General features: G+C 46.7%; 31 protein-coding genes. 19 read left to right on the forward strand and 12 right to left on the reverse strand.

Translation table 11 applies throughout. The features are described from left to right. Positions 1-50: 50 nt before the first annotated feature. The 13 genes from AC3WS5_RS02785 (at position 51) to AC3WS5_RS02845 (ending at position 11,121) form a co-directional block, all read left to right on the forward strand. Positions 51-1,004, forward strand: a complete 954-nt coding sequence (locus AC3WS5_RS02785) for a lysophospholipid acyltransferase family protein (RefSeq protein ID WP_492465674.1) — start codon at positions 51-53, stop codon at positions 1,002-1,004. A gap of 9 nt (positions 1,005-1,013) precedes the next feature. Further along, entirely contained in the window at positions 1,014-1,439 is a 426-nt protein-coding gene (locus AC3WS5_RS02790) for a hotdog family protein (protein ID WP_492465675.1), read from the forward strand. A gap of 13 nt (positions 1,440-1,452) precedes the next feature. Next, a complete protein-coding gene (locus tag AC3WS5_RS02795; RefSeq protein WP_492465676.1) occupies positions 1,453-2,091 on the forward strand; it encodes a hypothetical protein in 639 nt (212 codons plus the stop codon). Beyond that, entirely contained in the window at positions 2,076-2,510 is a 435-nt protein-coding gene (locus tag AC3WS5_RS02800) for an acyl-CoA thioesterase (RefSeq protein WP_492465677.1), read from the forward strand. Before AC3WS5_RS02795 ends, AC3WS5_RS02800 begins: the two co-directional genes overlap by 16 nt. A 241-nt stretch (positions 2,511-2,751) precedes the next feature. Then, positions 2,752-3,885, forward strand: coding sequence for a beta-ketoacyl synthase N-terminal-like domain-containing protein (locus tag AC3WS5_RS02805; protein ID WP_492465678.1), 1,134 nt, complete (start codon positions 2,752-2,754; stop codon positions 3,883-3,885). Positions 3,886-3,981: 96 nt separating this feature from the next. Then, positions 3,982-5,058: a methyltransferase gene (locus AC3WS5_RS02810; protein ID WP_492465679.1), complete on the forward strand. Its 1,077-nt coding sequence runs from the start codon at positions 3,982-3,984 to the stop codon at positions 5,056-5,058. 71 nt (positions 5,059-5,129) lie between these two features. Continuing rightward, entirely contained in the window at positions 5,130-6,389 is a 1,260-nt protein-coding gene (locus AC3WS5_RS02815) for an NAD(P)/FAD-dependent oxidoreductase (RefSeq protein WP_492465680.1), read from the forward strand. A gap of 73 nt (positions 6,390-6,462) precedes the next feature. Then, entirely contained in the window at positions 6,463-7,125 is a 663-nt protein-coding gene (locus AC3WS5_RS02820; RefSeq protein WP_492465681.1) for a hypothetical protein, read from the forward strand. A gap of 60 nt (positions 7,126-7,185) precedes the next feature. Beyond that, positions 7,186-7,455, forward strand: a complete 270-nt coding sequence (locus AC3WS5_RS02825; protein ID WP_492465682.1) for a phosphopantetheine-binding protein — start codon at positions 7,186-7,188, stop codon at positions 7,453-7,455. A 3-nt stretch (positions 7,456-7,458) separates the two neighbouring features. Then, complete coding sequence (locus tag AC3WS5_RS02830; RefSeq protein WP_492465683.1) at positions 7,459-8,652, forward strand: beta-ketoacyl-[acyl-carrier-protein] synthase family protein; 1,194 nt, start codon at positions 7,459-7,461, stop codon at positions 8,650-8,652. A gap of 34 nt (positions 8,653-8,686) precedes the next feature. Beyond that, complete coding sequence (locus tag AC3WS5_RS02835; RefSeq protein ID WP_492465684.1) at positions 8,687-9,775, forward strand: beta-ketoacyl synthase chain length factor; 1,089 nt, start codon at positions 8,687-8,689, stop codon at positions 9,773-9,775. Further along, complete coding sequence (locus tag AC3WS5_RS02840; protein ID WP_492465685.1) at positions 9,769-10,545, forward strand: polysaccharide deacetylase family protein; 777 nt, start codon at positions 9,769-9,771, stop codon at positions 10,543-10,545. Before AC3WS5_RS02835 ends, AC3WS5_RS02840 begins: the two co-directional genes overlap by 7 nt. 207 nt (positions 10,546-10,752) lie before the next feature. Further along, positions 10,753-11,121: an ApeI family dehydratase gene (locus AC3WS5_RS02845; protein ID WP_492465686.1), complete on the forward strand. Its 369-nt coding sequence runs from the start codon at positions 10,753-10,755 to the stop codon at positions 11,119-11,121. Between the two features lie 199 nt (positions 11,122-11,320). Here AC3WS5_RS02845 and AC3WS5_RS02850 read toward each other — a convergent pair whose 3' ends face one another. Next, a complete protein-coding gene (locus tag AC3WS5_RS02850; RefSeq protein WP_492465687.1) occupies positions 11,321-11,908 on the reverse strand; it encodes a TetR/AcrR family transcriptional regulator in 588 nt (195 codons plus the stop codon). Between the two features lie 345 nt (positions 11,909-12,253). Here AC3WS5_RS02850 and AC3WS5_RS02855 point away from each other — a divergent pair, with 345 nt between their 5' ends. Next, positions 12,254-13,201: a PfkB family carbohydrate kinase gene (locus tag AC3WS5_RS02855; protein WP_492465688.1), complete on the forward strand. Its 948-nt coding sequence runs from the start codon at positions 12,254-12,256 to the stop codon at positions 13,199-13,201. A gap of 370 nt (positions 13,202-13,571) precedes the next feature. Then, positions 13,572-14,579 (forward strand): aspartate-semialdehyde dehydrogenase, encoded by a 1,008-nt coding sequence (locus tag AC3WS5_RS02860; protein ID WP_492465689.1) that lies wholly within the window; start codon positions 13,572-13,574, stop codon positions 14,577-14,579. 146 nt (positions 14,580-14,725) lie between these two features. Here AC3WS5_RS02860 and AC3WS5_RS02865 read toward each other — a convergent pair whose 3' ends face one another. Beyond that, positions 14,726-15,535 (reverse strand): patatin-like phospholipase family protein, encoded by an 810-nt coding sequence (locus tag AC3WS5_RS02865; RefSeq protein WP_492465690.1) that lies wholly within the window; start codon positions 15,533-15,535, stop codon positions 14,726-14,728. A 359-nt stretch (positions 15,536-15,894) separates the two neighbouring features. On the opposite strand from AC3WS5_RS02865, the gene AC3WS5_RS02870 reads away from it, so the two are divergent. Beyond that, complete coding sequence (locus AC3WS5_RS02870) at positions 15,895-16,137, forward strand: hypothetical protein (RefSeq protein WP_492465691.1); 243 nt, start codon at positions 15,895-15,897, stop codon at positions 16,135-16,137. Positions 16,138-16,175: 38 nt separating this feature from the next. Here AC3WS5_RS02870 and AC3WS5_RS02875 read toward each other — a convergent pair whose 3' ends face one another. Next, positions 16,176-16,577 carry a MerC domain-containing protein gene (locus AC3WS5_RS02875; RefSeq protein ID WP_492465692.1) on the reverse strand — a complete coding sequence of 134 codons (402 nt, stop codon included), beginning with the start codon at positions 16,575-16,577 and terminating at the stop codon, positions 16,176-16,178. A 117-nt stretch (positions 16,578-16,694) separates the two neighbouring features. On the opposite strand from AC3WS5_RS02875, the gene AC3WS5_RS02880 reads away from it, so the two are divergent. Together AC3WS5_RS02880 and AC3WS5_RS02885 are read left to right on the forward strand one after the other, a co-directional pair. Further along, complete coding sequence (locus tag AC3WS5_RS02880; RefSeq protein WP_492465693.1) at positions 16,695-17,306, forward strand: SCO family protein; 612 nt, start codon at positions 16,695-16,697, stop codon at positions 17,304-17,306. 17 nt (positions 17,307-17,323) lie between these two features. Then, positions 17,324-17,740 (forward strand): Fur family transcriptional regulator, encoded by a 417-nt coding sequence (locus tag AC3WS5_RS02885; protein WP_492465694.1) that lies wholly within the window; start codon positions 17,324-17,326, stop codon positions 17,738-17,740. Between the two features lie 228 nt (positions 17,741-17,968). Here AC3WS5_RS02885 and AC3WS5_RS02890 read toward each other — a convergent pair whose 3' ends face one another. The 9 genes from AC3WS5_RS02890 to AC3WS5_RS02930 form a co-directional block, all read right to left on the reverse strand. Beyond that, entirely contained in the window at positions 17,969-18,313 is a 345-nt protein-coding gene (locus AC3WS5_RS02890) for a phage holin family protein (protein ID WP_492465695.1), read from the reverse strand. 103 nt (positions 18,314-18,416) lie between these two features. Continuing rightward, a complete protein-coding gene (gene flxB, locus AC3WS5_RS02895) occupies positions 18,417-19,145 on the reverse strand; it encodes a flexirubin biosynthesis SDR family reductase FlxB (RefSeq protein WP_492465696.1) in 729 nt (242 codons plus the stop codon). A 51-nt stretch (positions 19,146-19,196) separates the two neighbouring features. Next, complete coding sequence (flxA, locus tag AC3WS5_RS02900; RefSeq protein WP_492465697.1) at positions 19,197-20,738, reverse strand: flexirubin biosynthesis tyrosine ammonia-lyase FlxA; 1,542 nt, start codon at positions 20,736-20,738, stop codon at positions 19,197-19,199. A gap of 119 nt (positions 20,739-20,857) precedes the next feature. Continuing rightward, positions 20,858-22,162 (reverse strand): flexirubin biosynthesis putative acyl-CoA ligase FlxY, encoded by a 1,305-nt coding sequence (flxY, locus tag AC3WS5_RS02905; protein WP_492465698.1) that lies wholly within the window; start codon positions 22,160-22,162, stop codon positions 20,858-20,860. Positions 22,163-22,175: 13 nt separating this feature from the next. Continuing rightward, positions 22,176-22,550 (reverse strand): holo-ACP synthase, encoded by a 375-nt coding sequence (acpS, locus tag AC3WS5_RS02910; protein WP_492465699.1) that lies wholly within the window; start codon positions 22,548-22,550, stop codon positions 22,176-22,178. Positions 22,551-22,632: 82 nt separating this feature from the next. Then, positions 22,633-22,872, reverse strand: coding sequence for a membrane protein insertion efficiency factor YidD (yidD, locus tag AC3WS5_RS02915; RefSeq protein WP_492465700.1), 240 nt, complete (start codon positions 22,870-22,872; stop codon positions 22,633-22,635). Next, positions 22,838-23,242 (reverse strand): ribonuclease P protein component, encoded by a 405-nt coding sequence (gene rnpA, locus AC3WS5_RS02920; RefSeq protein WP_492465701.1) that lies wholly within the window; start codon positions 23,240-23,242, stop codon positions 22,838-22,840. Before rnpA ends, yidD begins: the two co-directional genes overlap by 35 nt. Before the next feature lie 130 nt (positions 23,243-23,372). Next, complete coding sequence (locus AC3WS5_RS02925) at positions 23,373-24,458, reverse strand: PDDEXK nuclease domain-containing protein (protein ID WP_492465702.1); 1,086 nt, start codon at positions 24,456-24,458, stop codon at positions 23,373-23,375. A gap of 49 nt (positions 24,459-24,507) precedes the next feature. Further along, complete coding sequence (locus AC3WS5_RS02930; protein ID WP_492465703.1) at positions 24,508-24,678, reverse strand: hypothetical protein; 171 nt, start codon at positions 24,676-24,678, stop codon at positions 24,508-24,510. Between the two features lie 924 nt (positions 24,679-25,602). Between AC3WS5_RS02930 and AC3WS5_RS02935 the strand changes: the two genes are divergently transcribed. After that, positions 25,603-26,175, forward strand: a complete 573-nt coding sequence (locus tag AC3WS5_RS02935) for a hypothetical protein (protein ID WP_492465704.1) — start codon at positions 25,603-25,605, stop codon at positions 26,173-26,175. Positions 26,176-26,199: the final 24 nt, after the last annotated feature.

Below are 26,199 nucleotides of genomic sequence, written 5' to 3' on the forward strand. Positions count from 1 at the left end.
CAATCCGTTCACAAACTTCTTTGTCCCTAACTAACACTAAACAGAAACACATGTCCTGGCTGGGTAAATCAAAGGGAAATCGGTTGGGATACGCGATTTTTATCAATCTGCTAAAAACCTGGGGTGCGCGCCCCGCATATTTCCTGCTGAGATTTGTGGCCGCTTATTACTTTCTGTTCAGCCGGGAATCGTCTGTGAATATTTTATACTTCTTTAGAAAAAGGCTGGGGTTTCCCTTATTTAAATCTATCGGAAAACTGTATCAGAATTATTATTGGTTCGGACAGGCACTGATCGACCGGGTGATCATCATGTCTGGTTTGAAAAATAAGCTTAGCTTCAGATTCGAAGGTGAAGAATATCTGCATCGAATGGTTGCGGGCGGAAAAGGCGGCTTGCTGCTGAGCGCCCACTTGGGAAACTGGGAAATTGCGGGGTATTTACTTCACCGGCTGAATACGAAGATCCATATTGTCATGTTCGACGGTGAAGACCGCGGATTGAAAGAATACCTGGAGAAGTCAAGCGGCAGACACAACGCCCATATCATCCTGCTCAAAGAGGATCTTTCCCATATTTATGAAATCATGGAGGCCCTGGGCAATAATGAAATCGTGTGTATGCATGCCGACCGTTTTCTACAGGGAAACAAGACGCTTGAAAATACATTCCTCGGAGAAACAGCCCGGTTTCCAGCAGGTCCGTTTGTGCTGGCATCCAAACTAAATGTGCCCGTTTCTTTTGTCTTTGCGCTGAAAGAAACCAACACCCATTATCATTTTTATGCCGCGCCGGAAGTGATTTATCAAAGCAGAGAGAAAGAAGATATGCCCGCTCGAATATTGAGGGATTATGTAGCCTCGCTGGAGAAAATGGTGAAACAATACCCCTGGCAATGGTATAATTATTACCCTTTTTGGGACAAGACCGAAACCGGCCCGCATTATTTGACCCATACCGCAGAGCCCGAAGAAAGCGGGATCCCTAGCCTAAAACTGTCCTGACCTTTGCAAATGAATAAATTTCCAATAGCCGATATCATCCCACTGATTCCGCAACGCGCGCCCTTTGTGATGATCGACGCGCTGGAATCCTGCGATGATGTAGGCGCCACAACCAGTTTCAGTATCCGGCAGGAAAATATTTTTGTGGAGGATAACTTGTTGAAAGAGCCGGCCCTGGTGGAAAATATGGCCCAGACGGCTGCCGCCAGGATGGGGTATATCTGTCAGCAGGAAAATAAGCCTGTTCCGGTCGGTTTTATCGGCGCGGTGCAGCAGTTGCAGATCCTGGCGTTACCGGCGGTGGGCGAGACCTTACACACCACTATCCACATTAAAAATCAGATTTTTAACGCAACGATTATAGAAGCCGCTGTTATGGTTAATGACAAGCGGATCGCTACCTGTGACATGAAGATTTTTATGTCATCACCTTAAAAAATGTTAAAAAATGAAAAAACCACTTCTCCCCGCTCTTCTCTTGCTTGCTGCTTGTTTTGTTACGCAGTCAATGCATGCCCAAACACTGAAAGATGTTCTGAACAACAAAGAAACACCCATTTACTACTTTGGGGTTGACTTTACCAAAGCGGTACTGATCGGCGATGCCAATGCCAATGCAAAAGATATTGTGGAGAGGCAGTTTGCAGGGTTGAATGACCTGTTGGTGAATGAGCCCAAAAAATACGATATTGCGGGCGCGTTCAGGAAAGCTGAAATTAATAGTGACCTGAGTTTTGTGGCCAAACGGAATGAAAAGGTCAATGAGGGGAAACTGTTATCGGCCAGTACCGAAGATTACAATCACCTGACCGAGAGCGATATTGCAACATTGGTCAGAGGATTTAACGCGGGTACCAAAAGCGGCACTGGTTTGTTGTTTGTGGTTGATGCCATGAGCAAACCAAAAAAATCGATCTCTGTGTGGGTGACGCTTTTTGATATCAAAACAAAAAAATTATTATTAGCCGATCGCGTTGAAGGCGCGGTAGGTATGGGCTTTGGCTTCAGGAACTACTGGGCAACCGGTTTCAAAAAAGTAATAGACGCCATTGACCGCAGGAAATATAAAGAGTGGGCAGCGAAATAAATACAAACAGGGTCTGTACCGTTGAGGTTCCCGTCAGATTCAATGAAGCTGATCCGTTGGGCATCGTGTGGCATGGTCATTATATCCGGTATTTTGAAGACGGACGGGAAGCTTTTGGCAGGCAGCACGGGATCAGTTACATGAATTTTTTTGAACAGGATATCGTGGTGCCGGTGGTCCATGTGGAATGTCATTTTAAAAGGCCGCTGAAGTTTGGCGATCGGGTAAGGGTTGAAGCTATCTTCGAACCCTGTGATGCCGCCAAAATGATTTTCAGGTATAATTTATATAATGCGGAAAATAATACCCTTGTAGCAACAGGAACGACGACACAGGTGTTTCTGGAAAAAGTATCACAAAATCTCATACTCATCAATCCGCCGTTCTTCGAGGAATGGAAGAAAAGAAAAGGTTTCTGACTCAAACCGAATCTTCAAAAAAGAATGAATCAGCAGTCAGATAGCCCGTCACAGTAAACGGTATTGCTTCGGTCCGCACGGCAGCCGTTTGGGAATAATTGGGCTCATGGGACACGAAAGGAAGCCCATTCCAGCTTCCCAACCGGACTGGCATCGAATGCGGTAATTAGAAGAAGCGTTAAAAAATATTTTTTTAAGAAAGCAGCATGCCAAATTATCCTTTATTTTGGGTTCGGCTTTTATGAAGGAAGTGTACGTCATAGCAGATAATATTCTCTCTCCTCTTGGTGGTACCACTGTTGAAAATTTCAACCGGATCAGCCAGGGGCAGACGGCTGTAAGACAGCATACCGACAAAGAAAAAAGCGATATTCCTTTTTTCGCTTCATTGTTTGATGTTGGCAAATTTGATGACGATGAACTCACACCTTTTGAGTTGATGCTGGTGGAATCGGTGCAGGAGGCGATTTCGCAAACAGGTATTGCCGTCAGCAGTCCTTCCACGGGACTCATCCTTTCTTCCACCAAGGGAAATATCAGCCTATTGGAAAAAGAAGCAGATTCATCGGTGCTGAGGGATCGGATCAGCCTTTGGGGGTCGGCCCGGCGGGTCGCGAAACGGCTGGGTGTTTCTTCCAGACCACAGGTGGTATCCCATGCATGTATTTCGGGAATGGTGGCTATGATCACGGCGAAACGCATGATCGAAGCCGGCATGTTTGAAAATGTGATCGTGGCCGGGGCAGACCGCATCACGAAATTTGTCCTTTCGGGTTTCCAATCCTTTCTGGCCGTAAGCGATGAGCTCTGCCGTCCGTTTGATGCTGATCGAAAAGGCATCAACCTGGGCGAGGCCGCGGCAACCGTGATACTTTCGAGAAATAAACCAATCGGTGATAATTTAATGGTACTGGCAGGCGGAGCGGTCAGTAATGACGCCAACCACATATCCGGACCTTCCCGCACTGGTGCGGAATTGTATCAGGCAATCGATTCGGCGATGAAGGAGGCCGGGGTTTTGCCTGCAGACATCGATTTTATTTCAGCGCATGGCACAGCCACCCTTTATAATGATGATATGGAGAGTCGGGCATTCACGCTGGCGAAGCTGGAGCATGTGCCGGTCAATAGCCTGAAGGGGTTTTACGGACATACGCTGGGTGCGGCGGGATTATTGGAATCAGTGATCGGTATAGAATCCCTGCGGCGGAACCTTATTATTCCCACCAAAGGATTTGAGAATCCCGGAACAGTGAAACCGGTGAATGTCTGCCGCGAACTGACCAGGATACCATTAACAACCTTTTTAAAAACCAGCTCGGGATTTGGTGGTTGCAACGCGGCACTTGTCCTGACTCAGATAAAAAACTCCTAATGCTCCGTAAAATAGTGTGGACGAATAGCCAGATGAAGAAGAAAGCCAAACGTATAGGAAAGCAGTAATAATTTAAAATAGATAGAAAATATTGAGATGATTGATTTCTACAAAAAGGATCAGATAACTGCGATTGAAGCCAAGCACCTGGCGCAGCTTATAGCCCATGGTCCCATACTTTTTCAGGTGGCACGGGTATTGCGGGACAAAGGGATCCTCGAAGTGATTGAAGAGACCAGGAACGCGGGAATTTCCATAGAGGAGATCAGCCGGAAGGTAAATATCTCGGAATATGGCGTACGGGTTCTGACCGAAGCGGGGCTGGGTATGCACCTGATTAAATATACGGCGGATGAGAAACTCGCCATCACAAAGACAGGTTATTTTATTTTGCACGATCCGCTCACCAAGGTGAATATGAATTTTGTGCAGGATATCGGTTATAAGGGCATGTTCCACCTGGAGGAAGCTATTGAGACCGGTAAACCGGCCGGGCTGAAGGAACTGGGCGATTGGCCCACTCTTTATCACGGGCTCTCGGAACTACCGCACAATATTCAGAAAAGCTGGTTCGCATATGATCATTATTTCAGCGACCTGGCATTTCCGGAAGTGATCAGGCAGGTGTATGACCTGGGGATCAAAAAGATCCTGGATGTTGGCGGTAATACCGGCAAATGGGCCTCGGCCTCTGCTACCCATGCGGAAGATATTCACGTCACTATCCTGGATCTTCCCGGTCAAGCGGAGATGGCCAGGAAAAGGATTGAAGAGCTGGGACTGGTCAATAAGGTCGATTTTTATCCATGTAATATACTGGATGAATCTGTCCCGTTTCCAACGGGTTTTGATGCCATTTGGATGAGCCAGTTTTTGGATTGTTTTTCAGAGGATGAAATCGTCTCTATCCTCCGGCGGTGCAGAAATTCCATCGATGATGATGGCTGGATACTGATCCTGGAGGCGTTTTGGGACACACAGCGTTTTGAAACTTCGGCATTTTGCCTCCAGCAATTGTCTATTTATTTCACGGCTATTGCAAATGGCAACAGCCAGATGTATGACAGCCGGGTTTTTAAAAAATGTATTGATGAAGCGGGCTTTGAGGTGGTGGAACAGATTAACGGGATAGGACTCAGTCACTCCCTGCTGAAATGCAGGAAGCGGCCGTAAACGCAGCGATCGCAGGGCTATAAAGGCGACAGTAATTTCATCATAACCTCCATCATATTAACAAAACAAATATGCGAACTGAAAAAACCGATGTATTGGTTATAGGCGCCGGCCCCGCGGGCACAGTGGCCGCCTCTTTGGTTAACAAGGCCGGATTCAAGGTAACCATGGTTGAAAAACAAAAATTTCCGAGATTCGTTATCGGGGAAAGTCTACTACCGAGGTGTTTGGAAGCCCTGGATGAAGCAGGTTTCCTCGAGGCGGTGAAAGCCCAGGGGTTTCAGCAGAAATCCGGTGCCAAATTCGTCAGCGGCAAAGAAGTTTGCGATTACTCGTTTTCTGATCAATATTCACAAGGCTGGAATTGGGCGTGGCAGGTACCACGGGCGCAGTTCGACAAAGTGCTGGCCGACACGCTTGAATCGATGGGCGTGCCCATACATTATGAAACGACCGTCACGGGTATCAAATTCAATGAAGATGGCAGCTCGTTGACCACTGCTGTGGGCAACGACGGGAACGAATACCAGATTGAAGCCCGGTTTATCATCGATGGCAGCGGGTATGGTCGCGTAATACCACGGTTATTTGGGATGGACCGGCCTTCCAACCTGCCGCCGCGCAAGGCGTTGTTTACACATGTGCAGGACGTGAACAGATCGATGGATGATGAGCCCGACCGCATCACCATCGTCGTGCACGGGGAGCAGGTCTGGGTATGGGTCATACCATTTTCATCGGGCGTCACGTCGGTTGGATTTGTAGCGAATCCGGAATTCTTCGAAAAATTCAGCGGAACGGGAGAAGAGCAGTTACGGGCCGCCATAGCCTCAGAACCCTGGATAGCTGAACGGATGAAAGATGCAAATTTCTTGTTTGAACCCCGGGTGCTGCAGTCCTGGAGTACCACTACAGACAAATTCTACGGGAACGGTTTTGTGCTTACCGGCAATGTCACAGAGTTTCTGGATCCGGTGTTTTCATCAGGCGTAACCCTGGCTGTGGTTAGCAGTCAGTTAGCCGCCGGACTAACCATCAGGCACTTAAGGGGAGAGAGCGTTGATTGGGAAAGAGAATATACGGAAGTAATGATGCAGGGTGTAAATACCTTCCGCAGTTATGTCATGGCCTGGTACGACGGCACCCTTCACACCATATTCTTTGCGAAAGATCAGGATCCCGTGATCAAAAAAATGATCTGTTCAGTTTTGGCGGGGTATGTTTGGGATACGACAAATCCCTATGTGAAGAACCACCAGGAAGCGCTTACCAGACTTTCCCGGACTATTCGTTTGAGGGATTATCTTTCGGGATATTCGCAGAATTCGTAGAGAGTTTGAACAGTTACCCTGCTCAGCACAGCGCTAAAAGTACTGGCGCGGAAAATCTATTTAATCAGTAGTTTTGAAACATAAGCTCACCGAGAAGGCGGGGCAACCAAACATGGAGGATCAGCTATTCATAACCGCTTCAGTCATCATCCGGAATAATCAGGTGCTCCGGGAAGGAAAAGTAATTTATGACTATCGGGGTAATGAAGATTTTTTGACCACGGCATATATGGCACTGGATAATGATTACCCAAAGTTCTTTAAAATGGACGTGCTGGGGAAATCGGGCATCATTGGGGTGCATGAATTGTTGAAGGGTACCGGCGTGCCGGAAGACTACCGGCCCGAAAAATTGGGTATCGTGCTCTCCAACCGGAATGCCAGCCTGAACGCAGACAGGCATTACCTGGAGACGGCCAGCACCTTTCCCAGCCCCGCGCTTTTTGTGTACACGCTGCCAAATATCGTAATTGGTGAGATCAGTATCCGGTATCACTGCAAGGGCGAGAATGCGTTTTTTATCAGTGAACAATTTGACGCTGACTGGCTTCATTTTTATGTGCACGACCTGATGCAGCGCGGATTACTGGATGCCTGTATATGCGGATGGGTGGAGGCAGACGATGAAAACCGGGATGTTTGTCTGTTTCTGGTTGAAAAGAAAAAAAACGAAAATGCCGTTACCTTTACCAGGGAAGCGTTAGATAAAATTTATTATTTGAAATCAACTATCTGAAGGCAAGATGGGGACACCCGTCTTTTAGCTGATTTCATAGCAAGCCAAACTTGAAAGAATATGGAAAGAAATGAACTCATACAACAATTAAAAGAGCAAATAATCAAACAGTTGAAACTCAGCGATAAGAAGCCCGCGGATATTGGCGATCACGACCCGCTGTTTGTGGAAGGACTGGGATTGGATTCGATTGATGCGCTGGAACTGATCGTGCTTTTACAGCAGGAGTATAATATCCGGTTAAAATCTGCTGCGGAAGGACAGGATGTCTTTCGATCTGTCAGCACGATGGCTGATTATATTTTAGAAAACGAAGGAAAAACGGCATAGCAGGTGAGCGGAGGCGTGAATATTGCAGGAATCGGGGTCATTTCGGCTATAGGAAACAATGTGGCTGAAAACCTTGAAGCGCTTAAACTGGGAAGAGCCGGAATCCGGACCATGCGGCGACTGGAATCTGTGCATAAAGATCAATTACCTGTTGCGGAGGTCCCGCTATCAAACGACGAACTTGCTGAACGTGTAAAATTACCCGCACATACCAGCCGGACAGCTCTTTTAAGCGCCGTGGCTGCGCTGGAAGCCGTAGCAGATTCAGGTGTTCCGATTCACCAGTACCGCACCGGATTTATTTCAGCAACGTCAGTTGGCGGGATGGATAAAACGGAGGAGTTTTTCCCGGACTTCCTGCAAGACGCATCAGCGGGAGACCTGAGGCAGGTCGTTCATCACGAATGCGGAGCCGTGACCGAGATCTGCGCCGATCTGTTGGGTATCAAAGATCTTGTGACGACAGTTAGCACCGCCTGCTCATCATCAGCAAACAGCATTTTTCTCGGCGCCAGGCTTATCAGGCAGGGGTTGCTGGATGTGGTGGTTGCCGGAGGAACCGATGCGCTGACGAGGTTTACGCTGAACGGTTTCAATACACTGATGATCCTGGATCAGGAACCCAGTCAGCCCTTCGATGCCAACCGCAGGGGCCTGAACCTGGGCGAAGGTGCGGGATACTTGGTGATGGTTTCCGATAAGGTATTGGGAAGTCAGTCAGGGGTGCCGCTGTGCAAGCTCAGCGGCTGGGCTAATGCCAATGATGCATTCCACCAGACTGCGTCTTCTGCCGAAGGCACCGGTAACCTTCTGGCTATGAAAGGCGCGTTGAAGAAAGCAGGGCTTAACCCGTGTGATATCGACTATATCAACCTGCATGGCACCGGCACAGCCAATAATGATATAGCAGAAGGTACGGCGATCAAAACACTTTTTGAAGACCCTTATCCGCCCATGAGTTCCACAAAATCATTTACAGGGCATACCCTGGGGGCCAGCGGGGGTATTGAAGCGGTGTATTCCGTGCTGGCAATCCGGGAGGGGCTCATTTTCCCCAGCCTGCGCTTTGAAACGAAGATGCCGGAACTGCCTTTTGAGCCGGTAGTCGAGTTGCAGCAAAAGCAACTGAATCATGTCATGAGTAATTCTTTCGGTTTTGGCGGCAATTGCAGTTCGCTGATCTTCAGCAGACAATAAAGTAACCAATCAGTGAAAATTCAGGAATCAACAGATGTCCACAATCGACCTGCATACAGATGAGCTGACAAGCACGTTTCAAAAGGAACGGGGCGAAGCAGTTTATATTCTTTCCGCGGCGGCCGTATCGCCCCAGGCTTCGTTTGAACAAATGCTTCAATCGCCGGCCGTGTACCAGGGCGAAAAATTTACCTGCATAGAACCGGATTATGGCCGGTATATTGATCCAAAGCTCATTCGGCGGATGAGCCGGATCATCAAAATGGGCATGGCGTCTTCTATGGAAAGTCTTAGCCTTGCGGGCGTTCAAATGCCTGATGCCATTATAACCGGGACAGCCTACGGTTGCCTCGCCGATACCAACGATTTTTTGACGCGAATGGTAGAGTTTAAGGAAACCCTGCTATCGCCTACTGCTTTTATCCAGTCAACCCACAATACCGTTGGCGCTCAGATCGCACTGCAATTGAGATGTCATCAGTATAACAACACTTTTGTCCATCGGGGGAGCTCGTTCGAAGCTGCTACACTGGATGCGCTATCGTTGCTGAAGGAAGGCGAGGCCGGGAATGTTCTGGTGGGAGCGGTAGATGAGATCATTGATAACAGCCACGCCATTATTCGGCGGTTTGGTGGCTACAAACCTGATGGTGACAGTGCCCGCTTGCTGCAATCCGGTACAGCCGGCACGATGGCAGGGGAAGGGGCCGCTTTTTTTGTACTGAGTTCAGAAAATTCGGGGAATGCGGTGGCCACACTGGATGCGGTGCGTTCTTATTATAAACCCGGACGTCCGGTGGCTAATCTGATCGGGAATTTTTTGATGGAAAATAATGTTGCTTCGGAGGATCTTGACCTGGTCATCCTGGGAAGTAATGGCGATACCAGGATTGATGCGCATTACGCGGATGTTGCACAGAAAGTTTTCGCGGGCTGTAAGTTGGCCGGGTTTAAAAATTATTGCGGGGAATATCCCACAGCATCAGCATTTGCGCTCTGGATGGCCGTGGAAATTATCCGGCATGGAAAACAGACTCAGCAGGCGGGTGTTCCCCGGAGGATCTTTATCTACAATAATTACAAGCTGAATTACCCATCCTTTTATTTGCTGACAGCATGCTAACCTTTAAAGGTACAACATTTTGCTTTATCGGGGCGCTGGCCCTGTATGCCATCTCCGGGTACTTTTTTGCCCTGCCTGTTTACGGTTTTGCGGTGTTGTTGGTTTGTTACCTGTTAGTGCTGTTTCTCGGAAGTTTCCGCGTAGGATCGGGATTTTATATGAAGGTCGTTTGCAGCGGTCCGCAAGATCAGAAACGGATTGCCATCACTTTTGACGATGGTCCGGATAAGGAATTAACCCCGCGGATCCTGGAGATCCTGCGGCTGCATCGGGTCAAGGCGACTTTCTTTTGCATTGGGAAAAACGCTGCTGCTAATCCGGGGCTCCTGCATCAGATTCACGATGATGGGCATGTGATCGGCAACCATTCCTATGCGCATGGGTTTTGGTTTGATTTGCTGCCGTTACACAAGATGCAGGCTGATCTGAAGCAAATGCACGCGTTGGCGCAGGAAAAAACGGGACTTCGGATGAGGTATTTCAGGCCGCCCTACGGGGTTACGAACCCCAATCTGAAAAGAGCTGTGGAGGCGCTGCAATATGAGGCAATTGGCTGGAATATCCGGTCGATGGATACGGTGTTGAAGGATCGTGAGAAACTGCTCCGTCGCATGAAACAGGCGCTTAAGCCGGGGGCTATTTATTTGTTTCACGATAGCACGGTAGCGACAGCGGATATGCTGTCAGGACTGTTAGAGTACATCCGGGAGGAAGGTTACGAAGTTGTAAGTCTGGAGACGCTCACGGGCCTGAAGCCTTATTGGGATTGATTCTATTTATTGAACAGTGATAAGCAGAATATCAGATCGCCGATTTCTAGCCCGGTTCAGATTAAATCCGATCGGTTAATTTTGTTTTGAAATAATTGATATGCTACAGGGTTCGGTATACACCATTCCGTAAACTGAACGTCAACACGGGCCTCAGCCGTATGCAGATTAAAACCGGTAAGTTAATTTTGTTTTGAAATAGATGATATGCTACAGGATTCATTATATACCATCAGTCAATGGTCCGCCGGACCAAATCGGGTTGAAGCTGAGCTGGAAATAGATGCGGCTCATCCGATCTTTAAGGGCCATTTCCCTGGCCAGCCGGTATTGCCTGGGGTGTGCATGATACAGATGGTTAAAGAAGTGATGGAAAAAGTCACTGGTGCGGGATTATTTATGCATAAAGCGGATAACTGCAAATTTCTGCAGTTGGTGGATCCTGTGAAAACCCATACATTGACAATGAGCGCGCAATTTCAGGTTGATGCCAATGAACTTAGCGTACAAGCTGTTTTGAAAAGCATTGATAGTATTTTGATGAAGATCAATTGTGGGTTCCGGATCGTGAATTAAACCTGAGGAGGGGGATTTGAGAAAGTCCGGGTGGATCGGGTGGTTAGTTGACCGGCGGATAGCAGGTGGTAAGAGAGTTCTAGAGCGGGATTTGAGAAAGTCCGGATGAATTGGGTGGTTAGTTGACCAGCGGATACCGGATAGAAAGAGAGTCGGGGAGCGTGCAGCGAGGTAGTTTAGCGAGAGCTTGGGGGGCGCATTATGCCTTCAGACCGCCGATCAGGTGGGCGACCATATTCTCTTCCATATCTTCGGCGGAATAGGTCTTGGCACTTCTTTGCCAAAATTCGAGTCCCCTGACTGCGCTCAGAATATTGAGCACCACTACGTAGGGCATCAGCGGTTTAAATTCTTTGTTCTCAATTCCCCTCCTGATAATGGCTTCCATTCTCTTTACGTATAACCGGCGCTCGGAAGTAAACTCCGCCAGCTTTTGGGGCTCGAGGTAGATCCACTCTTTGACCATGACGGAATATTCTTCAAAACGATGGGTCATCATCTGCGTGTGGAGCCTGATCAAAGCCTCTGTTTTTTGAAGGGCTGTGCCATTTGTCTGTTCCAGTTTTTTGAGGTGTTCGGTTATCTCGGTTGAGATGCCCCAGATTATTTCGGTCAGGATCTGTGATTTCGACTGAATATGGTTGTATAGGCTTGCGGCTTCTATCCCGATCGCTTCGGCCAGGTCACGCATAGAGGTTCCGGCGAAGCCTTTTTCTCTAAACATCCTTGCTGCAGTCCGGAGAATCAGTTCTTTCCTGCCGGATTTTTTACGGGTAGAAGCTGCCATCTTTCAAAACTATGTTATTTTTAGTTAAACGGGCGGGATCGGGCCTGCAAAGTTTTTGATGCTTTCCCGCAAGGGACATTGATTCGAATGTTCGGGTGAAGAATTTGTATCATTCGAAGTGGGGTGCAAGTTATGAAAGTGCTGGGGTTTGGTCCGCTTAGTTTTTCCTTTGTGCGCTATCTATTTTCAACGGCGAGGCGGATTACAGGCGTATCGACAGGATGGTTCTTCCATTTTGAGATTGCCACTTGCACCATTCAAATTTTCCCGGAAATAGAGATTTTCATCGACCGAAAACGGCATCAATCAATTAACTTTGCACGGTTCTATAAATAATTCTGATATATGTCTTTAATTACCGTGGGTACGATGGCCTTTGATGCGATTGAGACCCCTTTCGGCAAAGCGAACAAGATCGTTGGTGGTTCTGCTACCTATGTGGCTTATGCAGCCAGTTATTTTATAAAACCGGTTCAGCAAATTTCTATTGTTGGTTACGATTTCCCCGGACAGGAAATGGATGAGCTGAAAAAGCGGGGTGTAAAACTCGATGGTGTTGAAACCGTAAAAAATAAGAAGTCCTTTTTCTGGAAGGGAAGGTATCATGAGGATATGAACAGCCGGGATACCCTGGTCACTGACCTGAATGTGCTGGAGAATTTTGATCCTAAAATCCCCGACAGCTATCAGGGTGCGGAATTTCTGATGCTGGGTAACCTGATGCCGAAGCTGCAGCTTAGCGTCATTAATCAGCTTAAAAAGAAACCCCGCCTCATCGCGATGGATACCATGAACTTCTGGATGGAGACCGCAATGCCCGATCTTCAGAACGTGCTTCGGAAAGTGGATCTGCTGATGGTGAATGACGCCGAAGCCCGGGAACTGACCCATCAGTTCTCTCTGGTGAAGGCGGCCCGGACGATAATGGAGATGGGTCCTAAATTCCTGATCATCAAAAAAGGTGAGCATGGGGCGCTGCTGTTTCATCGGAACAAAGTGTTTTATGCACCTGCATTCCCGCTGGAAGATGTTTTTGATCCAACGGGTGCGGGGGACACTTTTGCCGGCGGGTTCATGGGTTATCTGGCGAAGAGCAAGAGCGTGAGCTTCGAGAATATGAAGCGTGCCATCATCATGGGATCGGTAATGGCCAGTTTCTGCGTGGAGAAGTTTGGCAGTACCAGGCTGAAAGAACTGACCAGGGCCGATATCAACAAGAGACTGAAACAGTTTAAAGAACTGACCAACTTCGAAACTACCGTCGAAGGTGTTGATTTAATTGGGGGGCGTTAGCGTAGGGAGCGGATCTGTCCGGAGTGATCGGGTCCGGAAGTCTTTTTGGTAGTCGGATCGCTGTTTGGGAATAAGGTCCATGGATCCGGGTCTGTGGTTTGAAGGAGTTTAAATGTGATTTACGGAGGACCGGCTGACCATCAACCGTAAAAGTTAAGCTGATTTTTGGTTAAAAAAAAATTGATACTTACTTTTGACAGAATGAAGATGAGGAAGAATACAAAAAATTCGAAGAAACATTCCTGAGGAAGGTTTGTATTTTTGTATTTACTTACATAAATTTTTAACAGGCCTTCCGTTTAACGGGAGGCTTTTTTGGCCGCTGTTGCGGCATGGAACAAGGGTATAAAATAAAAACAAAAATTAAAAAATGAAAGTTGCAGTTGTCGGTGCTACCGGACTTGTAGGCACCAAAATGTTACAGGTGTTGGCCGAAAGGAATTTTCCCGTATCTGAATTATTACCCGTGGCTTCAGAAAGGAGCAAAGGCAAAGAAGTTAAGTTTAAAGGTAAGCCCTATAAAGTGATCTCTGCCGATGAAGCCATCGCAGCCCGGCCTGCCGTAGCTATATTTTCTGCGGGCGGCGGTACTTCGCTGGAATGGGCGCCAAAATTTGCAGCCGCAGGAATTACTGTGATCGACAATTCTTCAGCCTGGCGGATGGATCCCGCAAAGCCATTGGTGGTTCCGGAGATCAATGCGGATGTTTTAACAACCAATGATAAGATCATCGCAAACCCCAATTGCTCTACCACGCAAATGGTGGTGGCGCTGGCGCCGTTGCATAAAACCTATAAGATCAAAAGAATTGTGGTTTCAACCTATCAGAGCGTCACGGGCACCGGAAAGAAAGCCGTTGATCAGTTGATGGGCGAAAGGAATAGTGCTGTCACGGGGAAAACAGAAGAATATCCAATGGCTTACAAGTATCCGATCGATCTGAATGTGATTCCGCAGATTGATGTTTTTACTGAAAATGGTTATACGAAGGAAGAAATGAAAATGGTCAACGAGACCAAAAAGATCCTGCGCGATGACAATATCAGGGTTACGGCAACCACGGTCCGCATTCCGGTTATGGGCGGGCATAGCGAAGCGGTAAACGTAGAGTTCGAGAAAGATTTCGACCTGGAAGAAGTAAAAAAATTACTGGAAGGTGCGCCGGGCGTGATTGTGGTGGATGACCTGTCAAACGCACAGTATCCCATGCCAAAGGATGCGCATGAAAAGGATGAAGTGTTTGTGGGCCGTCTTCGTCGCGACGAGACCCAGCCGAATACGCTGAACATGTGGATTGTGAGCGATAACCTGCGGAAAGGCGCTGCGACAAATGCGGTGCAGATTGCTGAGTACCTGGTCGCTAATAACCTGGTTTAAGTGGAAGTAGTTCGAAGATTTTACGATGTGTCTGATGATCTCTTTAACTTCTTTACCTTGGTTTAAGTGGAATTAGTTCGAATATTTTAGGGTCCCTTTGGGGACCTTTTTTGTTGGGAAATTATTCGTCCCGGAAGTGTTTCCGCTCAGCGTCTTTTTCGTTTTCCAAATAAGGTTTCTTTGAAACTCTCGCTGGCGGCCTGGTAGCCGATATCGAAAATTTCCTCCATTCGGGTTTTCTTACTTTCGAAAGTACTGTAGTGCGCCAGTTTTTCGGGGCAGATCAGCCAGTCGCACTGGGCGAATTTTGGTTGCTCTGTACGATAGGCCAGCAGTTCATAGGCCCGGACTGTGATAGATCGGATCGAGTCTAGTTGGTCGCGGGTATAGACTTGTTGCGGCGAAACATACACGCCAATCAACGGATCGCACTGCGCGCGGATCAGGTCTGCGGGGAAGTTGTTGAGGATGCCGCCGTCGCTATACAGGACTTCGTTCAGGGGGTACGGTGTGGTGATGCCGGGAAGGGCTGATGAGGCGATGACCGCATCAATGACCCGGGTTTGTTTATCGAAGATCCGCGTTGCGCCGGATACCAGGTCGGTGGAGACGATTTTTACGTCCAGGGCAAGATCGCCGATCCGGGTATCGCCAAAAAGGGGTGTGAAGTAAGGGACAAAGGCTGCTGAGTTGATGAATCCGGGACGGTTAAAGACAAAATGTTTCCATTTAAAAAAACTGACGGATTCAAAGAATTCGAGGATTTCCTTAGGTGATTTGTCAATGCCATAAAGAGCAGCAACGATTGAGCCGGCGCTTGCGCCGGCGATCACGTCGGGACGGATGTGCTTCTCTTCCAGGAACTTTAATACGCCCGCATGGGCTATTCCTTTCGTGCCACCTCCTGACAATACCAGGCCGGTACGTTTTTTTGATTTGGTTCTGAGCTTAAACATGTGACTGCAAATAAATCTGCCCTAAAAATACAAAAGCTTTGATGAGGGCGACCGGGTTGCTGGCGAAACTTGTCTTGTGGGATTCTCAACTGTGGAAATATCAAACTGATAGAATGACACTGGAGAAATTGAACTGTCTCTTATTATTTTACAATTCAACCTCAAAGAGTCAGGATCCATAGGATGGATTACTTCATTGCCTGAAGAATACTGGTGAGGGGATTTGTTTTGGATGACTAGCGATTCGTTACTCAAATGGTAGTGAGGAAAAACTGGCTTGTTGTCCTTTTGGCGGACAATAAACCGTCAAAATAGCAACTTTTGAAGAGCTGGTGTGTTATTTGTATATTCAAGTCGTAATGTCTGCACTGGGGTTCATCATATTGGCCATTTTTATTTGGGGTTTATTCAATTTCGTTACGAAATTTATTCTTCCCTTGTATCATACCACGCAGCGAATCAAACAGCAGTTCCGCGACATCCGCGACAAACAAAACCCCGGCCGGAGTGAACAGTCATCTGACGGCAACGCCACAAAACCTCCCATTTACAAAAAACCCGAAGGGGAATACATTGAGTTTGAGGAAATCAAAGAATCGTAATCCAGGTTGTTTTTGAGAGATAAACTCCTGCTCCCCGATTAATAGTGATCATGGTCGCAATCATCCGTATGGGCGTGGTTGTGAACGCGGCAATACCTGAAATTCAGGAAATGCGCCCAGACGATAAGGGTGACAGCCGGAATCAATAACAGGATATGCCAGTCTAAAAAAAACTGTTTTAAGACCAGAAAGATGATGCCCGCTGAAAACATCAGCAAGGGAAGCTTTTTATGGTGATGCCATCGATAGCCATGAGACAATGCATAGGTCCCCACGAGGAACGCCAGTATGATCATCCCGGCTTCAAAGTAGTTATTATCAATAATATTGAAGCCGAAAAGAGGCAGGCTGGCCAGGAACAAAGGAAGTATAGCACAGTGAATAGCACAGGCCAGCGAAGCCGTTACGCCCAAGGCATCCAGGTTAATCTTTATTTTCATCGCGACAAAAATACTGAATTTGCAACAATGTTGCTAATTTTGCAACAGAATATTATTTAAACGTTATCCGCGGCGTTTTGTTTAAAGATTAAGAACTTTGGATTTATACTGATAACTATGTCAAAAAAGAGAATTTTTTATATTTTGTTTTTCGTGGCTCTGGCGGTTGGATTTTATTACATTGCGTCATCCCTGATACCGGGTTACAGCACGAGACGGGTAGAGCCGGTGAGCAAAGTGCGGAATTTTGTGTTCACCAACCAGGATGGTAATGCTTTCAGCAACCGGGATGTTGACGGGCAGGTTTATGTGGCTGAATTCTTTTTTACAACCTGCCCGGGGATTTGCCCGGTCATGAATAGAAATATGAGGCAGGTGTACGACAAATACAAAGCAACACCCGGGTTCCGGATCCTGTCTTATACCTGTGATCCAGCCAATGACTCCGCGTCGCGACTCAAAGCTTATGCAGATTCTATGGGTGTGGATACCCGGAAATGGGTGTTCCTGACGGGCAGAAAAGACAGCCTGTATAATATGGCCAGGCTCAGCTATACTATCGATGATCCGGCCAATAACCTGTCGAACCCCGAAGACGATTTTTTACATACCCAGTTCTGGGCGCTGGTGGACCGGCACGGAAATGTGCGCGGAATATACGACGGGCTGAAACAGAAAGAGATCCGGAAGCTCCTAAAAGACATTGACCGGGAGCTAAAGGTTTTATAATTCAAAAATAGAAGGTTATGAAAATAGCAAGGCAATTACTGAAGGAAAATAACCTGAGCATTACTGAAGGTCGCTTGAAGATCCTGCAAATGTTCCTGAGCAATGACGAAGCGCTCTCGCACGCTGATATCGACAAAAAGGCTGGGAATCAATTCGATAGGGTGACCGTTTACCGCACCTTGCAGGCTTTCATGGAAAAAGGAATTATCCACAGCATTCCCAGTGCAGATAATTTGATCAAATATGCGCTCTGTAAAGATGATTGCACAGAAGGTCATCACCACGATCACCATATTCACCTGGTTTGTGACCATTGCCATCATACCTTTTGTCTGGAGGAAGTATCGATGCCTGCCGTTTATTTTCCGTCAGGATATCAGGTTTCCACGGTTGAAATAATTGCCAGGGGACTGTGCAGAAATTGCGCAGCATAAAAAAAAGCCCTGATGTAGAAACAACAGGACTTTTGATTAATGTTTTGATAAGAGTGCAAGATAAACTTTTTTTCCTTAACACAAATCACGACTCACATTAATATTGTAAAAAATTTGTAAAAGTTTTCAGGTGTCTGCACTTTTTAAGACTTTGACCGCGCTTACATTTTGCCAAATAATCCCCGCTTGTTCGACTATAAATAAATCTTCGTCTTTGTTCTTTCCCGTTTATTTTTTCCCACCGATCAGTGAATATAAAATTGAAGAGCCCAGCGAAAGTAATATACTGAAAATCAAAGCCCACCAAAAACCGTCTACTTCAACGCCCTTAAAAAAGTTCGCTGCCAGCATCACCATCAGCGCATTAATGATCAACAGGAAAAGCCCCAGGGAAATAATTGTCACTGGGATGGTCAGGATGACCAGGATGGGTTTTACAATCGCGTTCAACAGCGCCAGAACCAGCGCAAACAAAGCCGCAGTCTTCATGTCAGCTATTTTTACCCCCGATAGAATAGCCGGTAATAAATAAGCAATCAGACCAGTAACCAGGACTTTGAGAATAAAATTCATTGAACAATAGTCTTTAATGGATTATAAAGATAACCCAATTAGCCAAGCGGGGAAAATATGATTAACTCATATCGGCGAATGCGATTAAAATGCCGGTGAAGCCTTAAGTGTAAAGTCCTCCGTTTACTGATATGACCTGCCCCGTTACGTAAGCCGCGTCCCCGGAAGCCAGGAAAGCCACGACCGATGCCACTTCCTCAGGCGTTCCGAAACGGTTCACGGGAATGAGCTGTTTCATCTGACCTTCATCGATATCCGCGGTCATTTCCGTTTTAATAAAGCCAGGTGCTACTGCATTCACCGTAATATTCCGCTTACCCACTTCCTGGGCCAGCGCCTTGGTCGCGGCGATCACTCCACCTTTGGCGGCAGCGTAGTTGGTCTGCCCCGGCATTCCTTTGATCCCCGTCAGCGAAACCACATTGATGATCCTGCCGTAACGCTGACGCAGCATGCTGTTGACGACAATCCTTGTCACATTAAAGAAACCCCCAAGGCTGGTATTGAGCACATCATCCCACTGTTCATCTTTCATCCACATCATCAGCACATCGTCCTTGATTCCTGCGTTGTTGACCAGCACCTCGATCTTGTCGTCGGGGTGCGCATCGATCCAGCCGCCCAGCACCTCCTCCACCTGATCTCGTTTAGCCACATCAAACGGAAGCAGGATTGCTTCCCCGCCGGTTTCTTTGATCATTGAAAGCGTTTCTGCTGCTTTTGCTTCGTTTCCCTTGTAGTTGATGATGACGCCATATCCAGCCGCAGCCATCCGGAGACAGATAGCCCTGCCAATGCCCCGGGATCCTCCCGTTACCAGTGTCCAATTCATAAAACTGTCTTTATTTTATTTGAATGATCCGGAAATTCCCGCTTACCAGTCTCAGCGCCCTCCTGGCTTGCTCTTCTCCAAAAAATTCCGGACCAGGGCAAGCCTGGTGTATAAAGGCTGGTCCTCTACAAACTTAGGAAATATGTTTTTGACTGAATCGAAAACAGCCCTGGTTTTTGCAGCCATCCTGTCACGGCAATCCAGGTAATCAATGGCCTGGTTCAGCGTCATGGCCTGGATAGCCAGCACTTCAAAAGCATTTTCGATCACTTTTTTTGCCAGCAAAGCGCCATTGAATCCCATGCTCACAATATCCTGATTGTCGTTGTTGTTAGGAATACTATGCACATACATCGGGAAGGAAAGCGTTTGGTTTTCCGCGGTTGTGGATGTTGCCGTAAACTGGATGCCCTGCATTCCAAAGTTGAGGCCCAGCACGCCGAGATTCACAAAGGGCGGAAATTTTTCGTTGAGTTTGCTGTTCAGCAGGTAGTTCAACTGCCGCTCACTGAGCATGGTGAGTTTGGCAATGGCAATTTTAATCTTGTCCATTTCGAAAGACACATAGTCCCCGTGAAAATTGCCACCATGGAAAATGTTTTGATTGTCGGCATCTACCACCGGGTTATCGTTTACTGAATTCAGTTCGTTGACAACGACCTCCGTGGCGTAGTTTAGGGTATCATAGATAGGGCCCAGCACCTGGCTGACACATCGCAGCGAGTAATATTCCTGGACTTTATCCTCAAAGACATGATGCCGGATATTTTCCGGTTTATAGAGATGTTCCGACCTGCTGCGGATCATGCTGCTGCCTTCTAAATGCTCCCTGAAGACACTGGCCACGTGATTCTGACCTTTGTGTAATTTGACCTGGTTCAATTCCGCTGAAAAGTGGTCATCATAGACTTCCATGATCTCGTTAGTCATGGCCGATAGCATAATGGACCAGTCGAGCAGGTTCCGCGCATTGATCAGATTTAACAGGCCGAGGCCGGTCATGGCAGAAGTGCCGTTTAGCATGGCGATACCTTCCCGGATATGAATTTTCAGCGGTTTCAGTCCCGCTTTTTCAAATGCCAGACGGGCGGGCTGTCTTTCACCCTGGAACCACACATCGCCTTCGCCGATCATTCCAAGTGCCAAATGAGCCAGTTGAACCAGATCTCCACTGGCGCCCACGCCACCGTGTTCAAAAATACAGGGTATCAGGCTCTTGTTAATCATGGCTGTCAGCAGGGTCACGGCCTCCTGATGTACGCCGGAGTAACCCAGCATCAGGTTGTTTAGCCGGGTGACCATGACTGCTTTCCCCAATAAGGGGCCCATGATATTCCCGCCGCCGCTGCTATGGCTGCGGATGAGATTATACTGCAGCTGCAGCATATCGACATCGGGAATCTTGTACTGTGCCATCGGGCCAAACCCGGTATTGATGCCGTAAATGAGCTTGTGATCGCAGAAGTTTTTGAGGAATTCATGCCCGGTGTTTACCTTTTCGATAGCCTTGGTATCCAGTGTAACTGCCTGCCCGTCCACAAGAATTGCCTTGAAATCATCCAAGGACAACGGTCTGCCTCCAACCTGTATCATTACGCAATTAAATATTAATTAAAGAAGCTGCAAAAAAACGAAAAAATAACTTAAAAGGGATTAAAATTCGTTTTGCCGGATCAGATGCGGCGCTGCAGGATCAAATCGATCCCTTTCTTTTACGCTTGCGGTTTTCTATTATCGATAAACCTGATCGGCTTCCTCACGCCTTCCGGAAACTGGAGTTTTTGCATTTCTTCGGGGCTCAGGTACCGGATATGTGGGGTCACCCGCAGACGAGCCTGCAGGTAGGAGCGGATCTTGTGTGCTGTTTCTTCCGACAGGTCTGCCGGCAGAATATGCAGCAGGACCTCATCAGTACCGATCTCATTGCTATAGACCTCGGCCGTAAACTCTTTGATTGCGTCCATCCGGTGAATGATCTCAAAGAGAGCAGGCGCGAAGAGGGTGGTGCCTTTATATTTTATCATTTGTTTCTTTCGACCGATTACGGGCGAGAGGCGCAGGCTGTGACGGCCGCAGGCGCAGGGTTCCCGGAACGCCCGGCAAAGATCACCAGTCTTGTACCTCAATAGTGGCATGCCTTCCACACCGAGGGTCGTGATCGTTACCTCGCCGATTTCATTGTCGCCCACGGGGTTGCCGGAATCGTCCAGGAGTTCCACGATCGCCAGTTCCGGGTTCAGGTGACCACCCCTGCCCTCGCCACATTCGGTGAACGCCACCTGCATCTCCGTGGAGGCATAGGTGGAATACAGCCTGATATCCCAGTCTTCCCGGATCCTGGAGCCCAGTATATTCAGGCTCAGGTCCTCGTTGCGCAGGTTCTCACCAATACAAATGGCTTTTTGGACGGATGAGGACTTGTAATTGATGCCATTTTCTCGGGCGTACTGGATCAGCTTGACGATAAACGATGGAACCGCTACGATGGCGTTGGGTTTTAGTCGTTCGATCACTTCCCATTGCAGGGAAGGAACGCCGGGACCTACCCTGATCACGCCAGCTCCCAGTTTGCGGATACCCATGTAATACGCGATTCCGGCCATAAACTGGCGGTCAAGTGTCAGCATCAATTGATAGACATCTGAAGAGCTGCCATCGGCACAAGCGAAGGAGGAAAACTCATTGTAGGTCAGCCGCTTGAGGTCATTCTCGGTGAGGGCGATGGTCACCGGGCTGCCGATCGTTCCGGAGGTAGCCATATATTCGATGACGCCGTCGTGCGGCACGCAAAGAAAGGCGTCATTATCCGATTGCAAGTGCTCTTTTTCGGTGGGCGGGATCTGTACCAGGTCTTCGATCCTGCTGATTTTCGCGGGGTCTATGTGGTTGCGGGCGAAAAGTCTCCGGTAATAAGGAGAGTGGGTATTCAGGTGGGTCAGCAATTCTGCTAGTTTTTTTTCCTGGTAGGCTTTGATTTGCTGAGCTGGCTGAAATGCGATGGAAGGAAGTTCGTTCATATTAATAATATCGTCATTCTTCAATCACCACCACTGCGGCGGCGATATTTTTAAGATGGCTGATGGACAGGTTTACTTTGGAAAGATCCAGGTGATGCAGGGTTACGGCGGTGTTTCCTGCCAGGGAAATTTGCGGTTTCCCCTCGTCGTCGCCCAGGATCAGGATCTCGTTGAAAGCGGTACCGGGGGCCCATCCCGTGCCGAGGGCTTTCAGGAATGCTTCTTTTGCTGAAAAGCGGGCGGCATAATGTTCATATTTATGAGTCTTGGGCTCACAGTAATCGATTTCTGCCGGTGCGAAAACCAGTTCCCGGAAACCCTGTTCTTTCTCGATCTTTTCAGCCACGCGTTCCACTTCAATAACGTCTAAACCAATGCCTTTGATCATAACGGTCAGGATTTTACAGGTTGGATGTAAAATTAAGTATGTGTGGATAAATCTGTTCTAAATCTTCGGCGGCGTTGGAGGATCAGGGAACGGGATCGTATCCGTGACCTCCCCAGGGGTGGCATCTGGAGATTCTTTTGAGCGAAAGCCAGAAGCCCCTGAAGACCCCGTGTTTTCTGAAAGCTTCCAGGGCGTATTGCGAGCAGGTGGGCGTGAACCGACATTTCGGTCCCAGCCAGGGTGAAATGACCCACTGGTAGAATTTTATCAGGATGATAAAAGGGAGACTAAGTAACCTGCCTGCTTGTTGTATCCAGCGCATTTGATAATTTCTGCAAAGCTACGCCCAGATTTTCATATATGGTGGTGTAGTCGGGCAGCTCGCGGCCGGCGTAGAGAATAAACAGGGAGACTTGTTTGCCTGATGTTTCTGCGCGGTTGACCAGGTCCTGCTTCTGTAGGCGGTATGCTTCACGGAGCAATCGTTTGACGCGGTTGCGGTCCACTGCTTTTTTAAAAAAGCGACCGCTGAGGCCGACGCCGCATTTGACCCCTGGCTCACCCTCTCCGATCAGGTACCGGATCCTGATGTTCCCGGCATAGAGTTTTTTACCGCTGGCAAAGATCTGCTCCAGTGTTTTGCGGCTTTTCAGCTTTTGTTCTTTCGGGAATCTGTGATTTCTTGTCTCCAATTTCCTGTTTTCAGGGTCTAAATAAACTGCTTTTTAAAATGTATTGCAAAATTTAGTTTAAATCGGGTGAGCAGCAAATAATGTTTGGTGAATGGCCTGCATTAATTTTTGTGCTGGTTTGTTGTCCATATTACTCCATTAATTTTTTTAATGTTTCGGCATCAGGTAAGGCATTTTTAAACTGGCTGGGTATTTCCTTACTGGTTTTATAGGTGGCGACACCCATTGCTTTATTAAAATCTCTGAAGCTATATTCTACTATTTTATTTTTCCTTTCCTTACAAAGTATAATACCAATAGATGGATTTTCATGAGGTTGCCTGATAATATCGTCCAATGCGGAAAGATAAAAGTTCATTTTTCCCAAATATTCTGGTTTGAATTTTCCCGTTTTTAGTTCAAATGCAACCAGACATTGTAGCTTTCTATTGAAAAAAAGTAGGTCAATGAAATATTCCTGTTCTTCAACGATTAACCGATACTGGTTGCCTATAAAAGCAAAATCACTGCCAATAGAGAGGATGAATTTTTTAATATTCCGGACAATCTCATTTTCCAATAATCTTTCATCCGAAAAATCGCCGTCCTCAATGTTTACGAAGTCGAGCAGGTATTCATCTTTAAATGATTGAAGCGCCTTTGACCTCATATCAGAATGAGGAATAGCATGCACAAAATTATTGGGCAGTATTTCCTGCAGGAAGAATAGCCTCGCAGCTATCTGTTTTTCGAGATGACGGTAATCCCAGAATTCAGCAGCAACTTTTGAAAGATAAAAAAAAGCTTCTGTAATGTCTTCGCATTTAGATGCAATGCTGTAATGGTGCGTAAAACCAACCGAAAAAAATATGTTCGAAAAGTTTTCCGGTAATTGGTTCGGCATTGCCGAACTAATTACTTCCTGACTTTTCTCTAATTCGTTCGGCAGCTCTGAACCAATTTTAAGGTACTCATTCCAAAACTCGGCAAATACCCTCATTTTTTTGAGGTTAGACGAGGAAAACCCACGGAGTCCTGGCAGCTCATTTTGCAAGGCATTTGATATTTGGTCTAAAACCTTACTTCCCCAGGCTTCCTTATTTGCCGTGATGCTAATTTTTCTTCCAATATCAAGGTACAACAGAATAAGCTCCCTGTTTACCAATCGGGCAGCCTGATAGCGACTTTTTAGAATAGCATTTTTTAGTTCGGCAATTAAGTGTTTATCAGCGCGCATTATTTTTTAATAAAAAAACCTGAAAGGATGACTTCACATTTCTGGAATTTTACGGCATTCGTGCTTTTTCAGGAGCCACAAACCAGATCTGTTTTTCTAAGATGCGCAGCATTTGAAGCAGGTCGATTGTTTTTTCCATTTTGTTTTTCAGTACCTCTGTTTTTTTTGCTATCGTCTCGTAACTGAACCAGCATTTCACGAACACCTCTTGAAAACGCATCGTTGGAATCTGTAAAACCGTTTAAGTCCCCGAAAGATTTGTTTATCAGCCCAATTAAAATTTCCCTAAATCTAATTTCCAAGACATCATTGGATCTATGGCAAAACAATAGTTCATAAAGCCGCTCAACCGTTCCAAAGGTACCACTTTTCTTTCATTGCCGCGCCGGAATGCAACAATGACAATTCTCATGGTAAGGATGCCGTCACTCGGAGGTACAGGGTTTTGGGCCTTATGCACTAAAGCGTTGTAAATGTCTTCGTAATAATTCATGTAGTTCCCGATCCGTGAACGCGTTCGCTTGCGTGCCCTCTCGCCTTCCAAGGTTGTATGCAACAGTCTATCGTACCCTTCGGGCGTTGAGGTCTGTAGGAGTTGATTATCTTGATCAACTCAAAATTGGGAGATTTGGTTCGTTTTTGCTGGGCGGTTTATTCACTATATGTTAGACTTTAATTTAATCTGGCATTTGTCCTCTTGCCTGACATGCCTTAATATGCTGGCGCAGTTATCTTGCCTTTTATGTATCCTTATCTCTTCTAAAGCAAATAAGCAATGCCGTAGGCCTTTAAACAAATTGGAGTTCGTCATAGAGATTTCATGTGATTCTCTTTTGCACGTTGAGCCTAAAGCGGTGGTCGGGGGAAAATGAGAGACCTTCGCCCGCCTGCGATGATTAAATTTGGCTACTTTTCCAATTCAGAGACCAAGATAAACGGTGATTTTTTTGATTCCGATTGATTGGCCTTTTGCGAAATAGATTGCGTACTTTTATTTTTGTTTAAACCGTTTTCACACGACAAATAGTTTAGCGACGCTATGGAGCTTCACTTACGAATACACAAATACAGATCCGAAATTGAAAGAATTTTTATTCTCAGCATTTTTGGCACATTGTTCCTGGGAGCGTTAAATATCCTAACAATGAATAGCCTGATTCTGAGTAGAGTTGCGGTGATTTCTTTACTACTGGTGTTGATACTAGGACCGGTTTTTCTTCTTTTATTTAAAGAAACCGTTAAGACAGAAATAACTGAAAATGATTTTCAATTCTTCTTTCGCGAAAAAATTCTCATTATAAAACTTGAAAACTTAAAATCATACACAATATCTTATCCTAATAACAGAATAGTCCGGATAGTGTTCCGGTTAAGAAACGCGAATAGTCATACATTTAATATCGTTACTAATAGTTCCAATTTGGGAGAACCTTCTAATACAGGTGAAGGACCTGTAGCCGAGTTTGTAAAACGTATTCAATATAATATTAATGAGTATAACCTATCAAAAAGAGAAAATCTGATTGAACGGCGCTATTCGTTTTTTGCATCAAAATATGGTTTTATTTCAATTATTACTTTAACTGTAGTCTTGTTTTCTTTTACGCTCCTAAAAATTAATAATAAGGCGGTTAATTTTGGTTCCTTAGCATTATTTCTGTCATTTATTTTTATGGCAATACAGCAAAGAAGGAAGGAGCGTTCGGATTTGAGGTGATATTAGAAGTTGGCTTTGGAGAAC

This window comes from Niabella sp. CPT15-335-S11, assembly GCF_058792415.1.